15 protein-coding genes are annotated in these 17,946 nt (G+C 37.3%); 7 read left to right on the top strand and 8 right to left on the bottom strand.

Annotated features, from left to right (window positions below; translation table 11 throughout):
* Position 1: 1 nt before the first annotated feature.
* The 5 genes from CA730_RS23025 (at position 2) to CA730_RS23005 (ending at position 5,672) form a co-directional block, all read left to right on the top strand.
* The gene (locus CA730_RS23025) at positions 2-1,621 is read left to right on the top strand and encodes an RluA family pseudouridine synthase (protein WP_096670878.1); all 1,620 of its coding nucleotides are present in this window, start codon (positions 2-4) and stop codon (positions 1,619-1,621) included.
* A gap of 118 nt (positions 1,622-1,739) precedes the next feature.
* Positions 1,740-2,321, top strand: a complete 582-nt coding sequence (locus CA730_RS23020) for a TetR/AcrR family transcriptional regulator (protein ID WP_096670876.1) — start codon at positions 1,740-1,742, stop codon at positions 2,319-2,321.
* Positions 2,322-2,380: 59 nt separating this feature from the next.
* Positions 2,381-3,670 (top strand): ABC exporter membrane fusion protein, encoded by a 1,290-nt coding sequence (locus CA730_RS23015; RefSeq protein ID WP_096670874.1) that lies wholly within the window; start codon positions 2,381-2,383, stop codon positions 3,668-3,670.
* A 32-nt stretch (positions 3,671-3,702) separates the two neighbouring features.
* Positions 3,703-4,884 (top strand): ABC transporter permease DevC, encoded by a 1,182-nt coding sequence (devC, locus tag CA730_RS23010; protein WP_096670872.1) that lies wholly within the window; start codon positions 3,703-3,705, stop codon positions 4,882-4,884.
* A gap of 38 nt (positions 4,885-4,922) precedes the next feature.
* The gene (locus CA730_RS23005; protein ID WP_096670870.1) at positions 4,923-5,672 is read left to right on the top strand and encodes a DevA family ABC transporter ATP-binding protein; all 750 of its coding nucleotides are present in this window, start codon (positions 4,923-4,925) and stop codon (positions 5,670-5,672) included.
* 7 nt (positions 5,673-5,679) lie between these two features.
* Here CA730_RS23005 and CA730_RS23000 read toward each other — a convergent pair whose 3' ends face one another.
* Together CA730_RS23000 and CA730_RS22995 are read right to left on the bottom strand one after the other, a co-directional pair.
* Positions 5,680-6,117: a helix-turn-helix transcriptional regulator gene (locus CA730_RS23000; protein ID WP_096670868.1), complete on the bottom strand. Its 438-nt coding sequence runs from the start codon at positions 6,115-6,117 to the stop codon at positions 5,680-5,682.
* Between the two features lie 149 nt (positions 6,118-6,266).
* The gene (locus CA730_RS22995; RefSeq protein ID WP_096670866.1) at positions 6,267-6,698 is read right to left on the bottom strand and encodes a DUF6932 family protein; all 432 of its coding nucleotides are present in this window, start codon (positions 6,696-6,698) and stop codon (positions 6,267-6,269) included.
* A 745-nt stretch (positions 6,699-7,443) separates the two neighbouring features.
* Between CA730_RS22995 and CA730_RS22990 the strand changes: the two genes are divergently transcribed.
* Positions 7,444-7,971: a single-stranded DNA-binding protein gene (locus CA730_RS22990; RefSeq protein WP_096670864.1), complete on the top strand. Its 528-nt coding sequence runs from the start codon at positions 7,444-7,446 to the stop codon at positions 7,969-7,971.
* 268 nt (positions 7,972-8,239) lie between these two features.
* Here CA730_RS22990 and CA730_RS22985 read toward each other — a convergent pair whose 3' ends face one another.
* From CA730_RS22985 to CA730_RS22970, 4 genes are all read right to left on the bottom strand, one after another.
* A complete protein-coding gene (locus tag CA730_RS22985; RefSeq protein WP_096670862.1) occupies positions 8,240-9,118 on the bottom strand; it encodes an NAD(P)-dependent oxidoreductase in 879 nt (292 codons plus the stop codon).
* 338 nt (positions 9,119-9,456) lie between these two features.
* Positions 9,457-10,677 carry a class I SAM-dependent methyltransferase gene (locus CA730_RS22980; RefSeq protein ID WP_096670860.1) on the bottom strand — a complete coding sequence of 407 codons (1,221 nt, stop codon included), beginning with the start codon at positions 10,675-10,677 and terminating at the stop codon, positions 9,457-9,459.
* A 194-nt stretch (positions 10,678-10,871) separates the two neighbouring features.
* The gene (locus tag CA730_RS22975; RefSeq protein WP_096670858.1) at positions 10,872-11,300 is read right to left on the bottom strand and encodes a DUF7680 family protein; all 429 of its coding nucleotides are present in this window, start codon (positions 11,298-11,300) and stop codon (positions 10,872-10,874) included.
* Positions 11,301-11,543: 243 nt separating this feature from the next.
* On the bottom strand, positions 11,544-14,810 hold the full coding sequence (locus tag CA730_RS22970) for an ATP-binding protein (protein WP_096670856.1): 3,267 nt from the start codon (positions 14,808-14,810) through the stop codon (positions 11,544-11,546).
* Between the two features lie 161 nt (positions 14,811-14,971).
* Between CA730_RS22970 and CA730_RS25850 the strand changes: the two genes are divergently transcribed.
* Positions 14,972-15,181, top strand: a complete 210-nt coding sequence (locus CA730_RS25850; RefSeq protein WP_231939919.1) for a hypothetical protein — start codon at positions 14,972-14,974, stop codon at positions 15,179-15,181.
* A 221-nt stretch (positions 15,182-15,402) separates the two neighbouring features.
* On the opposite strand, the gene CA730_RS22960 is transcribed toward CA730_RS25850, so the two are convergent.
* Together CA730_RS22960 and CA730_RS22955 are read right to left on the bottom strand one after the other, a co-directional pair.
* Complete coding sequence (locus CA730_RS22960; RefSeq protein ID WP_096670854.1) at positions 15,403-16,179, bottom strand: Rpn family recombination-promoting nuclease/putative transposase; 777 nt, start codon at positions 16,177-16,179, stop codon at positions 15,403-15,405.
* Between the two features lie 115 nt (positions 16,180-16,294).
* Entirely contained in the window at positions 16,295-17,890 is a 1,596-nt protein-coding gene (locus CA730_RS22955; protein ID WP_096670852.1) for an HlyD family efflux transporter periplasmic adaptor subunit, read from the bottom strand.
* Positions 17,891-17,946: the final 56 nt, after the last annotated feature.

Below are 17,946 nucleotides of genomic sequence, written 5' to 3'. Positions count from 1 at the left end.
TATGATTTATCTGCATCCGCTTTCAGACTTTATCTCATCTAATTTGATTATTACTTCAGCACAGCCTAACTATTACTATGAAGGAAAATGCCCCCAAACCGGGGAAATAGTCAGGTTACCCCGTACCCCTTTAGCGGAAGCTATAGCTAATAGTCTTATGCAACAGCTTGAGCAAAATCATCTTTATTCCCAGGAGGGAAAAATGTATGGTATTTTGTTGGTTGAATTACCCAATGGTGAACAAAGAGTTATTAAAGCATTTTCTGGTTTATTAAATGGTAATAGTATGCTTAAAGGTTGGGTTTCACCAATTCCTGGTAGGGAAGAAGTGGTTTTATTAGAAACTCAGACTTTAGCCAAGTTAGAAGCCATTAAACAAGAAATTATTAGCCTTGAGAAACTTTCAGAAAGAGAAGAATATAAAACTCTATCTGCTGAATATACTCAACAGTTACAGGCTCTTAGTTTACACCATTATCGTAGCAAACTACAACGACAGACACAACGTCAAGAATTTTGGCAAACTCTCACGGATGAATCTCTGAAAATTGCGCTGGAACAATTGGAAACAGAAAGTCGTCTACAAGGAATTGAACGTCGCCATCTTAAACGTCGTCAAAATGAAATTTTACAACCTTTACAGAAAATTATAACATCAGCAGATCAGAAAATTGCCGCACTAAAACAACAGCGTAAACAACTATCCCGACATTTACAAACAGAAATGCACGCTGCTTATAGCTTAACTAATTTTCAAGGACAATCTTTATCTCTACAGCAATTATTACCAGCAGGAACACCAACTGGAACAGGAGAATGTTGCGCTCCTAAATTATTACATTATGCAGCTACTCATCAACTAAAACCTTTAGCAATGGCTGAATTTTGGTGGGGTAATTCTACTGTAGAGGATAAAATACAGGGAGAATTTTATGGTGCTTGTTTGGAAAGATGTCAGCCTTTAATGGGATTTTTATTGTCAGGATTCAAGCCAAATAATGTAGAAATAATTTATGAAGATGAATGGCTAATTGCTGTCAATAAATCATCAGGACTATTATCTGTTCCTGGTCGTTATTTTCATAATCAAGATAGTGTAATTAGTCGTTTACGTTATTTATATAATCAAGAAATAATTGCGGGACATCGTTTAGATCAGGATACTTCGGGAATTTTATTAATTGCTAAAGATGCAGTTACTTATTCTCAAATAAGTAAACAATTCCAAAAAAGACAAGTATCTAAAGTTTATGAAGCTTTGCTTACAGGTTCTCTAGCTATTAATGAAGGTGAAATTAATTTACCTTTGTGGGGAAATCCTGACAATCGCCCTTATCAAGAAGTGAATTTAGCACAGGGTAAACCTAGTTTAACTCGCTTTTGCGTAATGGACAGGGAAGGAGATTATACTCGTGTGGAATTTGTACCCATTACCGGACGTACCCATCAATTACGGGTTCATGCGGCGGATAAGAGAGGACTGGGAATGAGTATTTTGGGGGATAAACTCTATGGTTATCATCAGAATATTCGGAGATTATATCTGCACGCAAGGGAGTTGAAGTTTCAGCATCCTCGTGTAAATAAAATCTTGCATTTACAGGTAAAAACACCGTTTTAATTAGGAAATATAATTTGTGAAAAGATATTGACAAATACTTTAGATTTATTTTATTATTTTAATATAACAAGCGTTCGATATAAAATCCATAGCCCCCTGGTGAGGAATAAGCCATGTTATGCCAAAAATTGTTGATCACGAACAATACCGTAAAGAATTACTCAGTAAATGTTTTGATTTATTCGCTGCAAAAGGCTATGCAGCTATTACTATGCGGCAGATTTCTGCGGGTTTAAAGGTTTCCACAGGTACGCTGTATCATTATTTTCCCAACAAACAAGCTTTGTTTGAGCAATTGGTGGAAGAAATTAGTCAGCAGGATGTCATTACAGCTTTAACAGAATTTGGAGGAAAAAAAACCTTATCAGAATTGATGGAAGCTTTAGGTCAATATCTTGTTAAAAATGAGGATTATTTAATTAAATGGACTTATTTATGGGTTGATTTTTGCCAACATCAAGACTCAAAAATAATGCTAAATAATAGCACTGTTTTCAAACGTGCTAATCAACGATGTCAGCAGGTAGCCTGTGATTTATTAGGTGTTCGAGATGTCGTATTAGCATCTTTTGTTTTGAGTTTTGTGAATGGTGTTGTTTTAGAGAAATTGTGGGGTAATGAGAACATTGATTTTCCTGAACAGTGTAAACTTTTGGGAAAAATGATTACAGCATATTTACAGCAAAAAGTCCAGGTTTAAATTGAATAATTAACTGGCAGTAAATACCGATAAATTTATTTTGTGGTTAGGTAGTGAAAATGAGTTATAAACTGTCGTTCAAGTCCCCAAGTCCAGGTTTGATTGGTTTAATGGTTGCGGCTACTACGATTCCATTAGGAATTGTTATTTATGGAGTTTCTAGTTTTGGACAATTGGGTAAAACTTCTGTCACAGAATCAAAATCAATTGCTCCTGCTCCTCAAATAGTTACCGCTTTAGGAAGACTAGAACCAGAAACGGAAATAATTAAGTTATCTGCACCTTTAGCATTGGATGGCGATCGCATTGCCGCAGTTTTAGTTAAAGAAGGTGATAACCTAAAAGTAGGTCAGGTAATTGCTATTTTACAATCTCGTAATCAATTAAAAAATGCGGTTATTCAAAGTACGAAACAGGTCGAAGTTGCTAAAGCCAAACTTGCACAAATTAAAGCTGGGGCTAAATTAGGAGAAATTCAAGAACAGTCAGCAATTGTTGAACGAATTAAAGCCCAATATGCAGGAGACAGACAAGCACAAGAGGAAAATATTGCTCGCATATCAGCCCAATGGGAAGGTGATAGAATTGCCCAAACAGCAACTATTAATAAACTTACAGCAGAACTTAAAAATGCGGAATCAGAATATAAACGCTATGAAAAGTTATTTTCCGAAGGGGCAATTTCTAATTCTGTAATTGATAGTAAACGTTTAAATGTAGAAACTGCTAAACAGACATTAAGTGAGTCCCAAGCTATTCTCAATCGGATTAATACTACAGCTAATAAACAATTAGCAGAAGCTAAAGTTGCCCTCAATCGGATTAATACTACTAGCAATAAACAAATTAGGGAAACTCAAGCGAAACTGAATAGTATTGCCGAAGTTCGTCCTGTAGATGTGCAGTTAGCGCAAACAGAAATTGAAAGTGCGATCGCTAATCTCAATCAGTCCAAAACTGAACTAGAAGCAGCTTATATTCGCGCCCCTATGGCGGGACAAATTATCAAAATTCATACCCGCGTCGGTGAAAAAATTGGTGATCAGGGAGTTGCTGACTTTGCCCAAACTAACAAAATGATGGCAGTAGCAGAAGTGTATCAAACCGATATTAGTAAAGTCAAATTAGGACAAAAAGCCATCATTACCAGTCAAGGATTTTCAGGAAAATTACAAGGTAAAGTACAGCAAATTGGGTTACAAGTCAACCGTCAAAATGTTTTTAGTGATCAACCAGGAGAAAATTTAGATAGTCGTATTGTAGAAGTAAAAATTCGCTTAACTTCTGAAGATAGTAAAAAAGTTTCTGGCTTAACTAACTTACAAGTACAAACAGCAATTAAATTGTAATTTATTTCCCGTAAAGGTGCATAAAAAAACTCATGATTCATAAAATGTTTCGGAAAACGCCCCTAGCTTGGCGACAGTTAATGAAGGAAAAAACGCGGCTATTGGTTGCAGTAGCCGGAATTACCTTCGCGGATATGCTGATATTTATTCAGATGGGTTTTGAAAGTGCATTATTTGATGCGGCTATTCAACCTCATCGCAATTTACAAGCAGATTTATTATTAATAAATCCTCAATTCCAAACCCTATTTTCAGTCAAAAGCTTTTCTAGAGAAAGACTTTATCAAGCATTAAGTTATAACGGCGTAAAATCAGTCAGTTCTATTTATATTAGTACAGGACAATGGCGCAATCCTGAAACTAAAATAGATCGATCTATTCTAGTTTGGGGTGTAGATCCGGCTGCACCTGGTTTAAAGTTTCCTGAACTCCAAGCCAAAAAAGATAATCTTAAACAATTGAATCAAGTTATATTTGATGAAGCCAGTCGTCCAGAATATGGAGAAATTGGCAAGATTTTCCGAGAAACTGGCAAGTTTAACGCCGAATTAAGCGGCAAAAATGTCAGTGTTAAGGGTTTATTTCAAAATGGTGCTTCCTTTGCTGCTGATGGAAATGTAGTAGTTAGTGATTCTACTTTTTTGCAGTTATTTTCTACTCGCAAAGCTGATCAAATTGAAGTTGGATTAATTACTCTTCAACCCGGTGCTGATATTGAAAAAGTCAAAGCACAACTACAAATAGGACTAAATCCAGATCCTATAAATCCCTTTGTTGAAGTTGGTACTCCCGAAACATTTGCCCAAAAAGAAAAAACTTATTGGGCGACTGGTACAGGGATTGGTTTCATTTTTAGTTTGGGTGTAATAGTCGGTTTTATTGTTGGTATTGTCATTGTTTATCAAGTTCTTTATTCCGACGTTTCTGATCACTTACCAGAATACGCTACTCTCAAAGCAATGGGTTACACTGATAATTATCTATTGCGAGTTTTATTACAAGAAGCATTGTTCTTAGCTGCATTGGGTTATTTACCTGCATTTTTCCTATCTTTTGGATTATATCAAGTCACCTTTGCCGCAACTCTTTTACCAATAGCTATGAAGGTAGATCGGGCAATTAATGTTTTTATCTTAACGGTAATTATGTGTACTGTTTCTGGCACAATAGCGATGCGAAAACTCCGTTCTGCTGATCCGGCAGATATTTTTTAACCTAACAATTTTTATATCTCACGCAAAGGTAAGGAACTATGTCATTGGAAGTTACAACTATTCCTTCTGAAGTTATTTCTAGTTCAGAAACAGTTATTTCTGTTAGTAATCTCAATCATTATTTTGGTAAAGGCACACTACAAAAACAAGTATTGTTTGACATTAATTTAGAGATTAATGCGGGTGAAATTGTTATTATGACTGGTCCTTCGGGTTCAGGTAAAACTACCCTTTTATCATTAATGGGGGGTTTACGTTCTTCCCAAAATGGCAGTTTACAAATATTAGGACAGGAAATGTCCGGTGCAAAAAAATCACAATTAACTAAATTGCGTCGCCAAATTGGTTATATTTTTCAAGCACATAATTTGATGAGTTTTTTAACAGCCAAAGAAAATGTCCGAATGTCTTTGGAGTTACATGAAAATCATCTCAATGGCGATATTAATGCTAAAGCTACAGCAATGTTAGATCACGTCGGTTTAGGAGAACATATTAATTACTATCCAGAAAATTTATCAGGTGGACAAAAACAACGGGTAGCTATAGCTCGCGCTTTAGTCAGTCATCCCAAAATAGTCTTAGCAGATGAACCGACAGCTTCATTAGATAAACAATCGGGACGTGATGTGGTGGAATTAATGCAAATGTTAGCAAAAGAACAAAATTGCACCATCTTATTAGTCACCCATGATAACCGGATTCTGGATATAGCTGATCGGATTATTTACATGGAAGATGGACAATTAAAAAGTGATGGTGTAGATATGGGAGTCAAAGTAAATTGACACGCCTTTATTTAAAAATAATTTCCTCCCGAATTTCTAAATTGAGAGTGTGTTGAATTTTCAAAAGTTTTGTCAAACTAGCACTAGCATATCCATTTGCTTCATCACGTTGCACCTGTTGAGGTTTAACTCCTAAAAGTTTGGCAAAACTCTCTTGGGTATGTCCGCGAATAATCCGCGCTTTGATGAGTGCTTCTGGTAATTTTTCTAAACTATCATATTGCAATCGCTCAATTTTACCTTGATTGTTTTTGAGATTTTCATACTCTTCTATCTCTTCAATAAACTCCCCAATTTGGCTTTGTAGTGAGGCAATACGAGCCTCATGGCGTAGCTTTTGGTTTTCATCTTCTGGAACTGGTTTACTATAAAATTGAGCTAATGCTAACTCAAATTTTTTCATCTGCGCCTTAGTAATATTGTACTGCCATTCATTGAAAATCATAATGTTTAGCCTACAACTCATTTCTTTAATGATGGCATTACCTAATAATAAAAATTAATTAGATAATGCCAATTTATTTTACTGTTTCATATTGCTAATTTTGAATCTTTAAGAATCAATATCAGCAAAAAGTATTTCGCATCCTATCCTTAGAGATCAACTGCTACTATACCTTTGATATTACCATTACGGTCTTGCTGGAAAAATTCTAAACAAGTAGTAAATGGATCTTCAATAGTTATGTTAGCAATTAAAAACTCGCCACCATATTTATTTTTTTGTGCCGACCTTCTGCTACTAGGATGTAAAACTGAATCTAGTTTTTGCAAGAGTTTAAAATCTACTTGTTCGTCTTCCCAACAAACATCAAAATCATTAGTAAGTCTTTTAGTAGTTACAAAACTTCCACCAATATAAATTCTCTGACAACCACACTGCTTTAATATCTCGCACCCTTGTTTGAGTCCAGATAAAAGATTTCTTCGGCGTGTGTTGTGAGCTAGATGCTCTTCAATTTCATCCCAAGTAGCCAAATGAATACCTGGTAGCAAATTGCCATTTTGATCGAATATCAAACTCATACTATGTTTTTATCCTGCCATAAATTTATTCCTCCGATAAATTCACTAAATTAACCGATTAAACTTAAATAGAATTAGACATCAGCTTGTGATTTACAAAGCTTCGATACTTATTTCTAGATTAATTTATCGGTGTTAATAGAAAAATTTACGGCTTATGTGAGTTAGTATTAAAACTCTTGTAATTTCGTTAATAATTCCAAAATTATCGTGTTGGAAAACCCTGGAAAAACTTATAAAACAACAAGATTTTTCAACTCACGTAAAGGCGTAATTGGCGTTGCATATTTGTGGGCTGATAGGGGCTGGAAACATTAAAATTTTGTTCCGCAGTCAATAAAATCATTCCATTATTCAGCAACGGCCTGTAATTTTGTAGTTGATTCTTCTATCACTAATCATAGCACAACAATTTTGTTGTGTCTATATCTCATCATCAAAAGAGCAGGCTTAATCGAATGAGACATTTCAATCAAAGCCAATTGCGATACCTGCAACAAACAGAACTATCAATCACATAAATCCAATTAATCATATAAATCACAGTCCAGTCCATAATATAGTACAATTGTCCTATACAGACAAAACATAATACTCAGTCTAGTCAAGTGTAAGATAGAAAAACAATGATTGCCTACGGTACGCTATGCGAACAGTGCCATCATTGTTTTAACTAATTATGGTTGACTTTTCTCGTGAAGTGAAATTCACTGCGAGAAAAAGTATTAAAAATCAGGAGCAGACGATGAACAGTTGTATTTTGATGGCAGAAATTTACGATAATCCCCAACTGCGTCACACACCAGATGGGTTAGAAGTTACAGAAATGATCGTTCATGTAGCGGGAGCAAAACCAGATGATCCAACGCATCCTTTAAAAGTCGTAGGTTGGGGAAATTTAGCAAAAGAGATTCACCAAAGTTATCATCAGGGCGATCGCGTTATTATTGAAGGGCGCTTAGGTATGAATACAATTGATCGCCCGGAAGGATTTAAGGAAAAACGCGCAGAATTAACAGTCCAAAAGATTCACGCCATCGGACAAGGTACTTATACCAGTTCACCACCAGCAGCCACGAGAACCATACCAGTCTATGAAACCCCTGTAGCGCCACCAACCTACAGCCCTACTAATTATGAATCAAACTATCCCACATCCGCCCCAATGCCCCAGGTAACAGTCCCTCAACCGACATACCAACCCGTCCCTGTCCAGTCTCCATCCCCTGTAGGAGTTACGCCAGAACCCGATCCAGATGACATCCCGTTTTAGCTTAAACAGTAGAAGCCTCTCACCTACCCTTCTCCAAATATCTGATATAATCACTGAGGATAGGTGTAACCCAAATTAAATGCTGAAAAGCAGCCTATTACGAAAGTTAAAAATTATCTCCAAAAGTCCCTAGGGCATAGGGCTTTAAAGCTCAGTTAATGTCTTCAAATAAGAGTTCCTGAGAAGCCCATACTCACCTGAGAGGGAGTGTGTGGAGTATGTCACTCATCACCTTTGTAGAGACGTTCTAGCGCCTCTACATTCTTTTTTAACCTCCACTGACTTCACCCCATTCCCGAATTGCTGGAAATACCGATGAGTAATCATCTTCTGGATAGGACATTTTCATAGTTGCGTGTAAAATTTGCCTTACACCCTCAATGCTGTTGAGATTCAAACCCAAGGATTTCGCTTCCGAGATAAATAAATCTATTTCTTTGATCAGTTGTTTTGTCGGCAAGTTGGCGTTATTATAATTGCCATCTAACATCCGCCGCAAATTTTGATCAAAAGTAGGGGCATAAAGTTTACTTTCGCGCAGAACTTGCATAAACAAATCAACATCAATGCCTTGCAACTGAATATACGCCAAACTCAGAGCAAAGCTAGTTGTCAGAGAAGCAATCAGTTGATTAAGTGCCAAGGTGAGGTTAGAGGCAGAACCCACAGCGCCTATATATACAGGATTTTCTCCAAAATGTTGGAGTAACTTTAAATGCCGTTGATACTGTTCTTCCTCTCCACCGACCATGACAATTAATTTGCCAGTTTTAGCTTCGGGAATACTACCCAGGACGGGAGCTTCTATATATTCACCACCAGCCGCAACTACTGTATCTCTGATTTCTTGGCTTTCTAAGGGATTAATCGTCCCCATTTGAATGATGCTGCGTCCTGATAAAGTATGCCAAGAAGTATCTGTGAGTAGGACATGATAAATAGCTGCGGCGTTAGAAAGCATTAGCACTATACAGTCAGCAGCACGGATGGCTTCGCGGGGTTTGGTCACAATTTGCGCCCCTGCTGCCCGTAGCGGTTCTAATTTTTCTGGGGTGCGATTATAGGCAATTAGCTCTATTTCGGCAGCTAATAACCTTTGAGCCATCGGTAGTCCCATCAATCCAGTTCCCAGAAATGCCACCTTCATGTTTTACGTTCCTTTGTCAGTGGTCAGTTGTTAGTTGTTAGTCGTCAGTTGTCAGTGGGTACGGATAATTGGAAGAATTTATTACCCATACCCAATTAATTTTGACTTTTGACTTTTGACTGCCGCGAAGCGGTACTAGCCTCCAGCGGCAAAAGTCACCATAATGATTATGGAAAGTAAAAGTCCGGGGGAAAGTAGAGTTACTAGCACTAACAGATCATGAGCAGTCATAATTATTCCTCTTTGCAGATTTTTGACTTTAATCATCACTGTTATGCTAGTGCAAACAAGGCTAATACAGGATTGTTAAAGAGATTTTTAAGCTTTCTCTTTGATCTCTACTCTGGTACGACTAATCCCTGGAGTGGTTGTGATGCTTGTTGTTCAGTTAGTCCCTGGCTTTGGACTAAAACGCCAAAATTGCCTAATCCCCCTGGGTTAATTAGTTGGTGTAATCCTTCTCGGCGTTGTAGCAACTGTGATATTGGTTGCTGTTGAGAGGAGAGTGCAGCTAACCTTTCACCTATTCCCAATGCCATCAAAAATAAACCTTGCTGCGTCCAACCAACTTGTTTGAGTCCGCACCGTTCACCCCAAGATGATAAGGCTGTAAAGTCAACATGGGCGGTGATATCTTGTTGCCCAATATTGATATAAGGATTATCATGATGACGATGCTGGTAGTAGCACTGGAGAGTTCCCTGCGATCGCCTAGGGTTATAATAACGATGAGCAGGGTAGCCATAATCAATTGTTAGCACATACCCCCGTTCCAAGCAGTCTGCCACTATACCCAACCAGTTCAAAGCTGCTAAATTAATTTCACTACGATAGCCATTTTCATAAGTATTTTGGCTTAAATCAATTCCTACTAACTTAAAATATTCTCCTAATTGTGGTGTTGATGGTTCTCCTATTACTTCAATAAATATAGGATCACGGATTATCTGGATTTCACTGATTTCACTGCTCAATTCTGCAAGATTGTCTATTTCCTCCTGAATCGTGACATAAATCTCCCGCAATTCCCCTGCTGCTAAAATAAATTGGTGGACTGGAAAAGCATCCACTAATTCATTGGAAAAGAAGCAGCCGTTAATAGATTTGTGAGGAATTTCTTCCAAGTTACACCAATCAACAGCAAAATCTTGTAACCGTTGTTGTTGTTCTTGTTTTAAACTTTGTGATTTTTCAACAATAATATATTTGACTGCGCCAAAAAAATCTGGGTACTCTTGCTGTATATAATTGAGAATATGGGATGCTAATATACCTTGTCCTGCCCCCATTTCTACCAAATCAAAATGTATAGGTTGATCTAAAATCTCCCACATTTGGTAAAATTGCTTTGCTAGTAATTCCCCAAAGTCAGCGCCTAAACTGGCAGATGTAAAAAAATCACTATCGCGAAAGCCAATTTTGATAGCATCACTAGAATAATAGCCATGTTCTGGGTGATATAACACCATATCCATGTATTCCGCAAAAGTAATTCTTTTTTGAGGACTGGTGATGATACGATGGGCTATGGCTTGACACAGTGGGGAATGGGAATCCATAAAATTCAATGTATATTTCCTAATATTAAGTGATGCTAAATTGTTCTTTTTGTTGGTTAATATCCATTAAATTAGAAATTTAAAATCAAAGCATAATTATCCATCATCCCTCAATCAACATCAATCTTTACTGTATTCATAGTCAACATTATCATGGATGAGTTCTAAAGATATTACTGCTTCATGTAAAGTATTTAATCTCCTAATAATACCCTAATCGCTTTTAACGCCTGACTACGCTTTCCATTACTAATCTTAGCAAACCAATAATGGGATTCCTCATAACTCATTGCTTTTATACCTTGGGCAATATTAGCAATACGTTCTGGCTTAGAAAGTGGTTGCACCGTCTGAAACAACAAAGCTAAATTTATCCCTGTTTCCTCAGTTAAAACATAAGGACTTTGGCGATTATGACTTAACGTTTTAGGATCATAATTATTGGCCTTTAAACAATCATAAATTGCCTGTTTTACCTGAATTAAAGCACTACCCTTTAACCTACCAATGCGCTTGGCAGAAGGACGTTTTTTCTCTCCTGCCTTTTTATAAGCACACTGATATAATTCTACTACAAAGTTATTGTTATCTGTGGAAACTACACGCAACTGAAATTCTTGCATATTTGTTGACTGTTAACCGTTGACTGTTAAGCTGTTGTGTGTTTAATTCGGATAAGGAATGCAAGCAAGATGCTTGCACTACTTTAATTTCAGGATTTCTCAATTACAGCATATTTCGTTACAATCAGGTACAAATTGAAATCATAAAACCCTTGTAGTGCGGGCATCTTGCCCGCTAAATGTGTACCTTATAACACTGAAAAAGCTGTATACAATTTAGCTGCATATCAGCTTAACCGTCAACTAATAGATCAATTTCGCCATTAAATTCAACCTGTCCACCGGATTTCGGTTTAAGGCACTTTTGATATTACTTATTTCTGTTCCCTCTGGCAGAATTGGTGACAAAAATTTAAATTCTAACTTCAAGAATACATCTGCTTTGACATCTTTACTACCTAACAAGGTATTAAGAGTATTCTGAAAACTATTAAACCCTTTATATAGTCCTTGGTACTCTAAACGAATAAATTGCTCTCCCAAGGTTATACTTGCTGTCTGGTCAATTTGGAGGGGTAATTTCATCAACAAAGGAAAGGCAGTTAATAACTTGCGGTAGTCCATTACTTCTGCCACCGAAATTTCTAACAATTCAATTCCTTCGGCTTGATTATCTTTGATAAAGTCAGCTAATTGAGTAAATACACTATTGTGTGTACCTTCAGCATTAAATGTTTCTGGTTTGACGGCAAATAAACTTCCCGGTTCTGCCACACCAGGAGAAGAAGTTCCACCAGTACCATAAGTACCAGTACCATAAGTAATTATGGAGGCTTTAGTTTCTTTTTCAACTATTTCTTCATTACCGTAGTCAACAACTATTTTAAAAATAGTAGTTTGGGTAATGGTAGTTTCATATTCATCACTAGGACGAAACACCCTATCATTGATTTCCGTATTTTCTTGATACAATTTAATTGTCAATGCCCCAGATGCTTTCCACCTTAACCGCACAGGTTTTAACTTATCTGTACTAGGCATAACTTGGGCATTCAGTTCAATTTCTCGTGGTTTGGGTGGTTGGAGAATACCCCGACGATACAATTCTATTTTTTCAGAAAATTCTATCGAATCAGGGGGAACAATTTTATTATCATCAGTTTTGATGAATAGTTTCTCGCCAATTTTTATATCCCAACTACCATCTAAAATTCCTGTGCGAATTGTCTCTCGTAATTTAGATATTTCCGCATCAGCGAAAATATTTAAACTCAAATCTTTAGCAAAAGTTTCTTTTAATGCTTTCGTTGTCCAATGATTTATCCCTGCTGGCCAAACTTTCTGTAATATGAATGCTGGTGCATAAGATTGTGCTTCATCTTGACGGATTTTTTGACAATCTTTGAGAGATTTTAAAATAATATCCTGTTGGTTATTACCTTTGACTTCACCAGATTCTTGGGCAGGTAGGGGATAGTGCATTAAACCCTTGGGGGCTTTCACCGGATCATTGGCAGGGTAAAATAAATGCCGATAGGTATTAGTAATGGATACTCTAATCTTTAATTCACAATCACTTTTACGTCCTTTGAGTTGTTTTTGTTGATTTTCTGATAAGTCTTGCAAACGATTAGGAGAATTGAGAATATTTTGCATAGCCCGATATTCTCGCACATTCTCAATGGCACGTTGTAATTCTTGTTTGTTAGCAATAAGAAATAACAGGCGATTTCTATAAGTGCGGAATTTTCCTGCTTCTCCAGTGTTGTTAAAAATGCGTTCTACTATAGCAGGTGGTCCATCTGTGGTTGAAGAAATATCAGCATCATCAAAATTAATAATGCACAAAGCTACGCTATCAGCAACATCATCTACATCTGCGGGACTTATTGGTGCTGAAACTAATTTAAAGAATTTATCCGCGAAAATCGTATCCCTGCGTTTTCTTAATTCGTCTTTGGCTTCAGTAATGCCAATTTGTGCTTTTTCTTCGGAAATGATTTTATTGAGTGATGGTTCTTCTTTAAATCTGGCAATGGAGGTAGTTGGATCATTTTCTAAATACCACGCTACTGCTGTGAGTCTGTCTAAAACAGTCTGTACAAAGCCAATTTCTAATCCTGGTGTCAGTAGGGATAAGTTTAATTCAGGACGACGAATACCTGCGGCAATTCCTTGGTTAATAGAATGTAAGAAAATGGTTCTAGTTACCCATGTAGAAAAGGGAGGTTTGCCGGCTGCTTGCCATTCTGCGTCTTGTAATTGGCTATATGCTTCTCTACCATCTGGGTTATAAATGTCTGCTTGAATGGGGATTCGCATTAATTCTCTACCCAGTCGAGAAGTTAAATCACTGGTAATTTCTTCTTCAATGCCTACAGGGATATGATGGGTGTGAATTAGAGGTATCCAAATTGGGGACTGGGGACTGGGGACTGGGGACTGGGAATTGGGAATATTTTGCCATAGATAACGTATAACTCCAGCAAATAGGCGTAATGCGCCCCTGGTGCGTTGGAAGTTGGGAATGGAGGCGATTTTTTTGGTTAATAGGCTAAATAGTTCAGGATGGAAGGGATAACTCTGTTCAATTCCTTCGGCATAACGGGCATCTTTGCAGCCATCTGGTAAGTCAATCCGACTGGCTTTATAAGTTTGCAGATATTCTCTAGCGGCATCACTGGCTGCGTTGGCTTCGATGCTGTTAAACATCCGTTGTTTAACGATATTGTAAATTTCCACATCGGTGCTGGGTTTGAGAATCCGTTCTTGTCTAGCTGTGGCCGAAATAGTTTCCCGAATTTCTGTAGTTTCTGCCCCAAAACTATCAGTGGAGGAGGCGAGGGTATAAACAAAGACTAAGTTATTAGAAGCTGCTGCCAAGTCCATGAGGGAGAATAAAAAGGCGACAACTTGTTCTGCTAAGTCGCTATTACCAACTACTGTGGCTTTAGCTGCCCTGAGATAACGGGCTATTTCATCGAGAATAATTACTGTGGGTTGCCCTTGGGTAATGCGTTCTAAAACTACAGTGCCGGGGCTAACTCGTTGTTCATCAGAACCTTTGAGTAAGCTGTAACCTGCTACACCACCGATTTGATAAGCTATTTCTCCCCACAGGGTATAGGTGGTAATGCCTGTATCTGAATGGTAAACACCGTTAACTGGATCTAAGTCTTGGCAAGCGATCGCCGATGCTTGAATTGGACGCTCTGGAATTAAATTAATATTATCAACAAAACGCTCTAATCCAGGGATTTCCCGCCCATTTTTGGCGATATGCCACAAGGCGATTTCATCATGGGTTTTCCCACCCCCAAAACTGGTTTCTAAGCGAATAATAGGAGAACCAATAGCAGCACCTCCTAATCGCCCAAATACTTCGGAAATCAGGGTTTTTAACCCATCTGTAGGAAAGGTGTTAGCGAAAAAGGTTGTCGGATCTTGGTAGACGTAGGGGGCTGTGCCTTCAACTACCAAGCGTAATTTAGCTGCGAATAATTCGGGGGAGAGTTCCCCTGCTAAAATTTCGTCTCTGGGAATACAGGTTTTGAAGATGGAAGGCAGCATAGAAATCAATATATTGATGGTTTGACACTGAGTTTTTGACTGTCAACAGCACCTTTACCTTTATCTCTGAGGCAAAGTGATACTCTACAAGTTAGATCCTCGACGGGATCTATTTATCGTGTATTTAATTATAAGTATAGTCCGGCACAAATATAGCCCAATTGTGCTTAAATTCACAGTTTCAAGTTACACCCGGTTCTCGTGCCGCGATGGGGGAATCTTTAAATGCGATCGCTCGTATCCTTACCAGCAATGAATTCCATTCTGGCAGTGTTAAAGTCCGCAGCGGTAAAGGTGGTAAAGATAGAACTGTTTATTTACCAGATGGAGTTTTACCAATTATCGAAGATTGGTTAGAAATTGGAGTTTAGACTAAATCTTTTTTTGTAGGCTCAACCCCTTGCTGTATAAAGTTTATGACTTACAAGACGTAGAATAACTTGGAAACCCTTAAAGCCTCGCCTACAGAGACTTTGGCGGATTAGGATGGGAAATTAGTCTAAACTTCAGTAAAATGTTAAATAAATGAATCTATTTCTCCCATTGACTTTATAAAAACTAGATAGAGAGAAATAGATTTTTTCAATGTTAATTATGTCAAACTTTGTAAAGTTTGAACTTCTTCAAGAGATAATTCTGTAACTTCAGCAATTTGTTCTAAATTCATCCCAATTCGTAACAAGTTTAAAGCCAACTTTCTGGTTGTTTCCGCCTTACCTTCAGCCTTACCTTTAGCTTCACCTTCTTCGAGGATTTCTTGATAAATGACTGATTCGCGCATAATCTCACTCCTGAGAATCTTCCTAATTACATCTTTTTTTAACACTAAACCTGCTAAGATGCTACTGGCAGCAGCGATGTTTTTTTGTTGCTGTTGGTCGTTAATTGCTTCTACAGCTTGCGCTACCTGGGTTAATACCATTGTAGGATCTTTTGTCCGACTTAGCACAGCAAAAGGCAATAAACCGGGAACAGTCATAAATTTATCTGTGGGTTGTTCCCATAGACGGATGACATCAAACTGATGGTAAGTGTTTTCTAATCTAAAACTGTCTTCATTGACTAATTCTGACTCTGTTCTTCGCAAATAAATGACTATTTGACGCATTTTTTTCTGAGGAAACCGACGATAACCCCTGATTCGATAATCTAACATCCTAAAAGGCATATCTTTGTCAGTGTCGGTTTGAAATTCGATATGTAGAACTAATTCATCTGATTGTAATAGTATTAATGAATCGGCTCTAATTGGTTCATTAGATAATTCTGTAGGACTAAGTTCTGTTAATTTAATTGGTGAACCTAGTAACCATGTTGCTAAGTCGTCTTTGAAGTTTTCCGCTAGAAATTTGCAAATATTATCATACATAAGTAACAAAGTAATTTAGCATATACTGAAAATAGCTTAATCGTTTGATTCCATAGGGTTTAGCAGTGCTAAACCCCTACACATCTAGGTTATAAGTTAAGTCTTTTGAAAATCCCTAACGGACTTCGTTTAAACTCTCGATTTGCTTGGTAAACATCTCTGTAAATAAACTCATGACTGTCCGTTCTTCCCGGACTTTAATATTAGCAGTAATAGACATACCGGACTGTAAGGATATCTTTCTATCTTGATTGGTGAGACTTAATTGTTGTTTATCTAACTTAATTTTGGCGGGGAATCTATAAAATTGATGGTTTTGATCTGGAGGTAAAGCATCTGAACCAATATCAATTACTTTACCCTTAATATCACCAAACTCACTAAAGGGAAAGGAATCAATTCTTACATCTACGTTCATACCTTTCCTGACAAAACCAATATCTTTATTAGTGATAAAAACTTCTGCTATTAGGCTATCTTTAGGGACAATTTGGAGTAATTTTTGGGTAGAATTGGCAACAAAACCCGGATTTTTAGCTTGTAAATCAAAAACTACACCTCCTACTGGAGCGCGGAGTTCTTGATATCTAACATTTAATTGTGTTTGGGATATTTTGCTATTGATATCTGCTAAACGCTGTTCATTATCTAGGATAATTTTCATGAATTGACTATCAATTTCGGCAATCCGTTGTTTATTAGCACCGATTTTTTCCAAAATAGTTTTATCAGAACTAGCAACTGTATTGGTTAATTGCTCTTTTCCCTTATCAATCTCAAATTGTAGTCGTTTTGCTTCTTCCTGTAATTGTGATATCTCTGCTGAAAGGGTTTGTACCTGTTGTTGCTGATTCAGATATTGCAGTTTGGAAATTCCACCTTCTTCGGCTAAGGTTTTCAAACTAGCTAAAATCTGACTTTGAATTGCTAAACCATTCTTAGTATCTTGTAGTTTAAATTTAGTTTGAGAAAGTTGTTTTCTGGTTTTCTCAACTTCTAAATTTGCGGCTTGGGAACGGGATTTTAATTCTGTTTTAGCAACTGCTAATAATTGTTGTTCATCAATTCCTGTACCTGCTGCTCCTGGTGAATTTCTTAATTGAGAACGTAATAATTCATTTTCTGCTACTAAGGAAGCGCGACTTTTAAGCAGAAAAGCTGATTCTCCTGGTAGTCTACTGCGTAAAAATGCTATTTCAGCATCTATTCCGGTGCTTGCTCCCATTAAGCGACGATAGATATTGTTTTCTTGAATTAAAGCTACCCGAATTTTATTCAATGAATTTAATTCGGCTAGGGTGGCAATGGAATCAAAGGTTAATAATAAATCTCCTGGTTTGACCTCTTTACCATCTTTTACATACAGTGATTTTACAACTCCATTGATGGGAGCTTGTACGTCTTTGACTGTTCCTTCTGGTTTTAATTGTCCTGTGGCGGGGACTACTTGCTCAATTTTTGCTAAACAAGCCCAAATAATTCCAAAACAAGCTAATCCCATGAGAGTAATCATGATGGTTCGTGACCAAATTGGGGATTGGCGTAAAACTACAGATTGCTCGAAGTTATTAAAATTAAAATCGGGTTTTGGCTGTTTAGGAGCGGGTTTGGGTGGTGTTAATACTTGTGCATCTCTATAAGAACCGTTACCATTTCCGTTACCATTTCCGTTGCCGTTGCCGTTGCTGTAACTACCATTAAGTTGAGTCATAATAATTTGGGATTTGGGATTTTAGATTGAATATTTAGTGGTGTGTAATTTTAGAG

Source organism: Dolichospermum compactum NIES-806 (assembly GCF_002368115.1).
Taxonomy (GTDB): Bacteria; Cyanobacteriota; Cyanobacteriia; order Cyanobacteriales; family Nostocaceae; genus Dolichospermum; species Dolichospermum compactum.
The sequence above is the reverse complement of the archived record's forward strand: the minus strand, read 5'-3'. Positions and strand labels throughout refer to the sequence as shown.

Bases quoted from the DNA above. Each gene is read 5' to 3' on its own strand.
- CA730_RS23025 (WP_096670878.1), top strand. From the start codon at position 2: ATGATTTATCTGCATCCGCTTTCAGACTTTATCTCATCTAATTTGATT.
- CA730_RS23020 (WP_096670876.1), top strand. From the start codon at position 1,740: ATGCCAAAAATTGTTGATCACGAACAATACCGTAAAGAATTACTCAGT.
- CA730_RS23015 (WP_096670874.1), top strand. From the start codon at position 2,381: ATGAGTTATAAACTGTCGTTCAAGTCCCCAAGTCCAGGTTTGATTGGT.
- devC (WP_096670872.1), top strand. From the start codon at position 3,703: ATGATTCATAAAATGTTTCGGAAAACGCCCCTAGCTTGGCGACAGTTA.
- CA730_RS23005 (WP_096670870.1), top strand. From the start codon at position 4,923: ATGTCATTGGAAGTTACAACTATTCCTTCTGAAGTTATTTCTAGTTCA.
- CA730_RS23000 (WP_096670868.1), bottom strand. From the start codon at position 6,117: ATGATTTTCAATGAATGGCAGTACAATATTACTAAGGCGCAGATGAAA.
- CA730_RS22995 (WP_096670866.1), bottom strand. From the start codon at position 6,698: ATGAGTTTGATATTCGATCAAAATGGCAATTTGCTACCAGGTATTCAT.
- CA730_RS22990 (WP_096670864.1), top strand. From the start codon at position 7,444: ATGAACAGTTGTATTTTGATGGCAGAAATTTACGATAATCCCCAACTG.
- CA730_RS22985 (WP_096670862.1), bottom strand. From the start codon at position 9,118: ATGAAGGTGGCATTTCTGGGAACTGGATTGATGGGACTACCGATGGCT.
- CA730_RS22980 (WP_096670860.1), bottom strand. From the start codon at position 10,677: ATGGATTCCCATTCCCCACTGTGTCAAGCCATAGCCCATCGTATCATC.
- CA730_RS22975 (WP_096670858.1), bottom strand. From the start codon at position 11,300: ATGCAAGAATTTCAGTTGCGTGTAGTTTCCACAGATAACAATAACTTT.
- CA730_RS22970 (WP_096670856.1), bottom strand. From the start codon at position 14,810: ATGCTGCCTTCCATCTTCAAAACCTGTATTCCCAGAGACGAAATTTTA.
- CA730_RS22960 (WP_096670854.1), bottom strand. From the start codon at position 16,179: ATGTATGATAATATTTGCAAATTTCTAGCGGAAAACTTCAAAGACGAC.
- CA730_RS22955 (WP_096670852.1), bottom strand. From the start codon at position 17,890: ATGACTCAACTTAATGGTAGTTACAGCAACGGCAACGGCAACGGAAAT.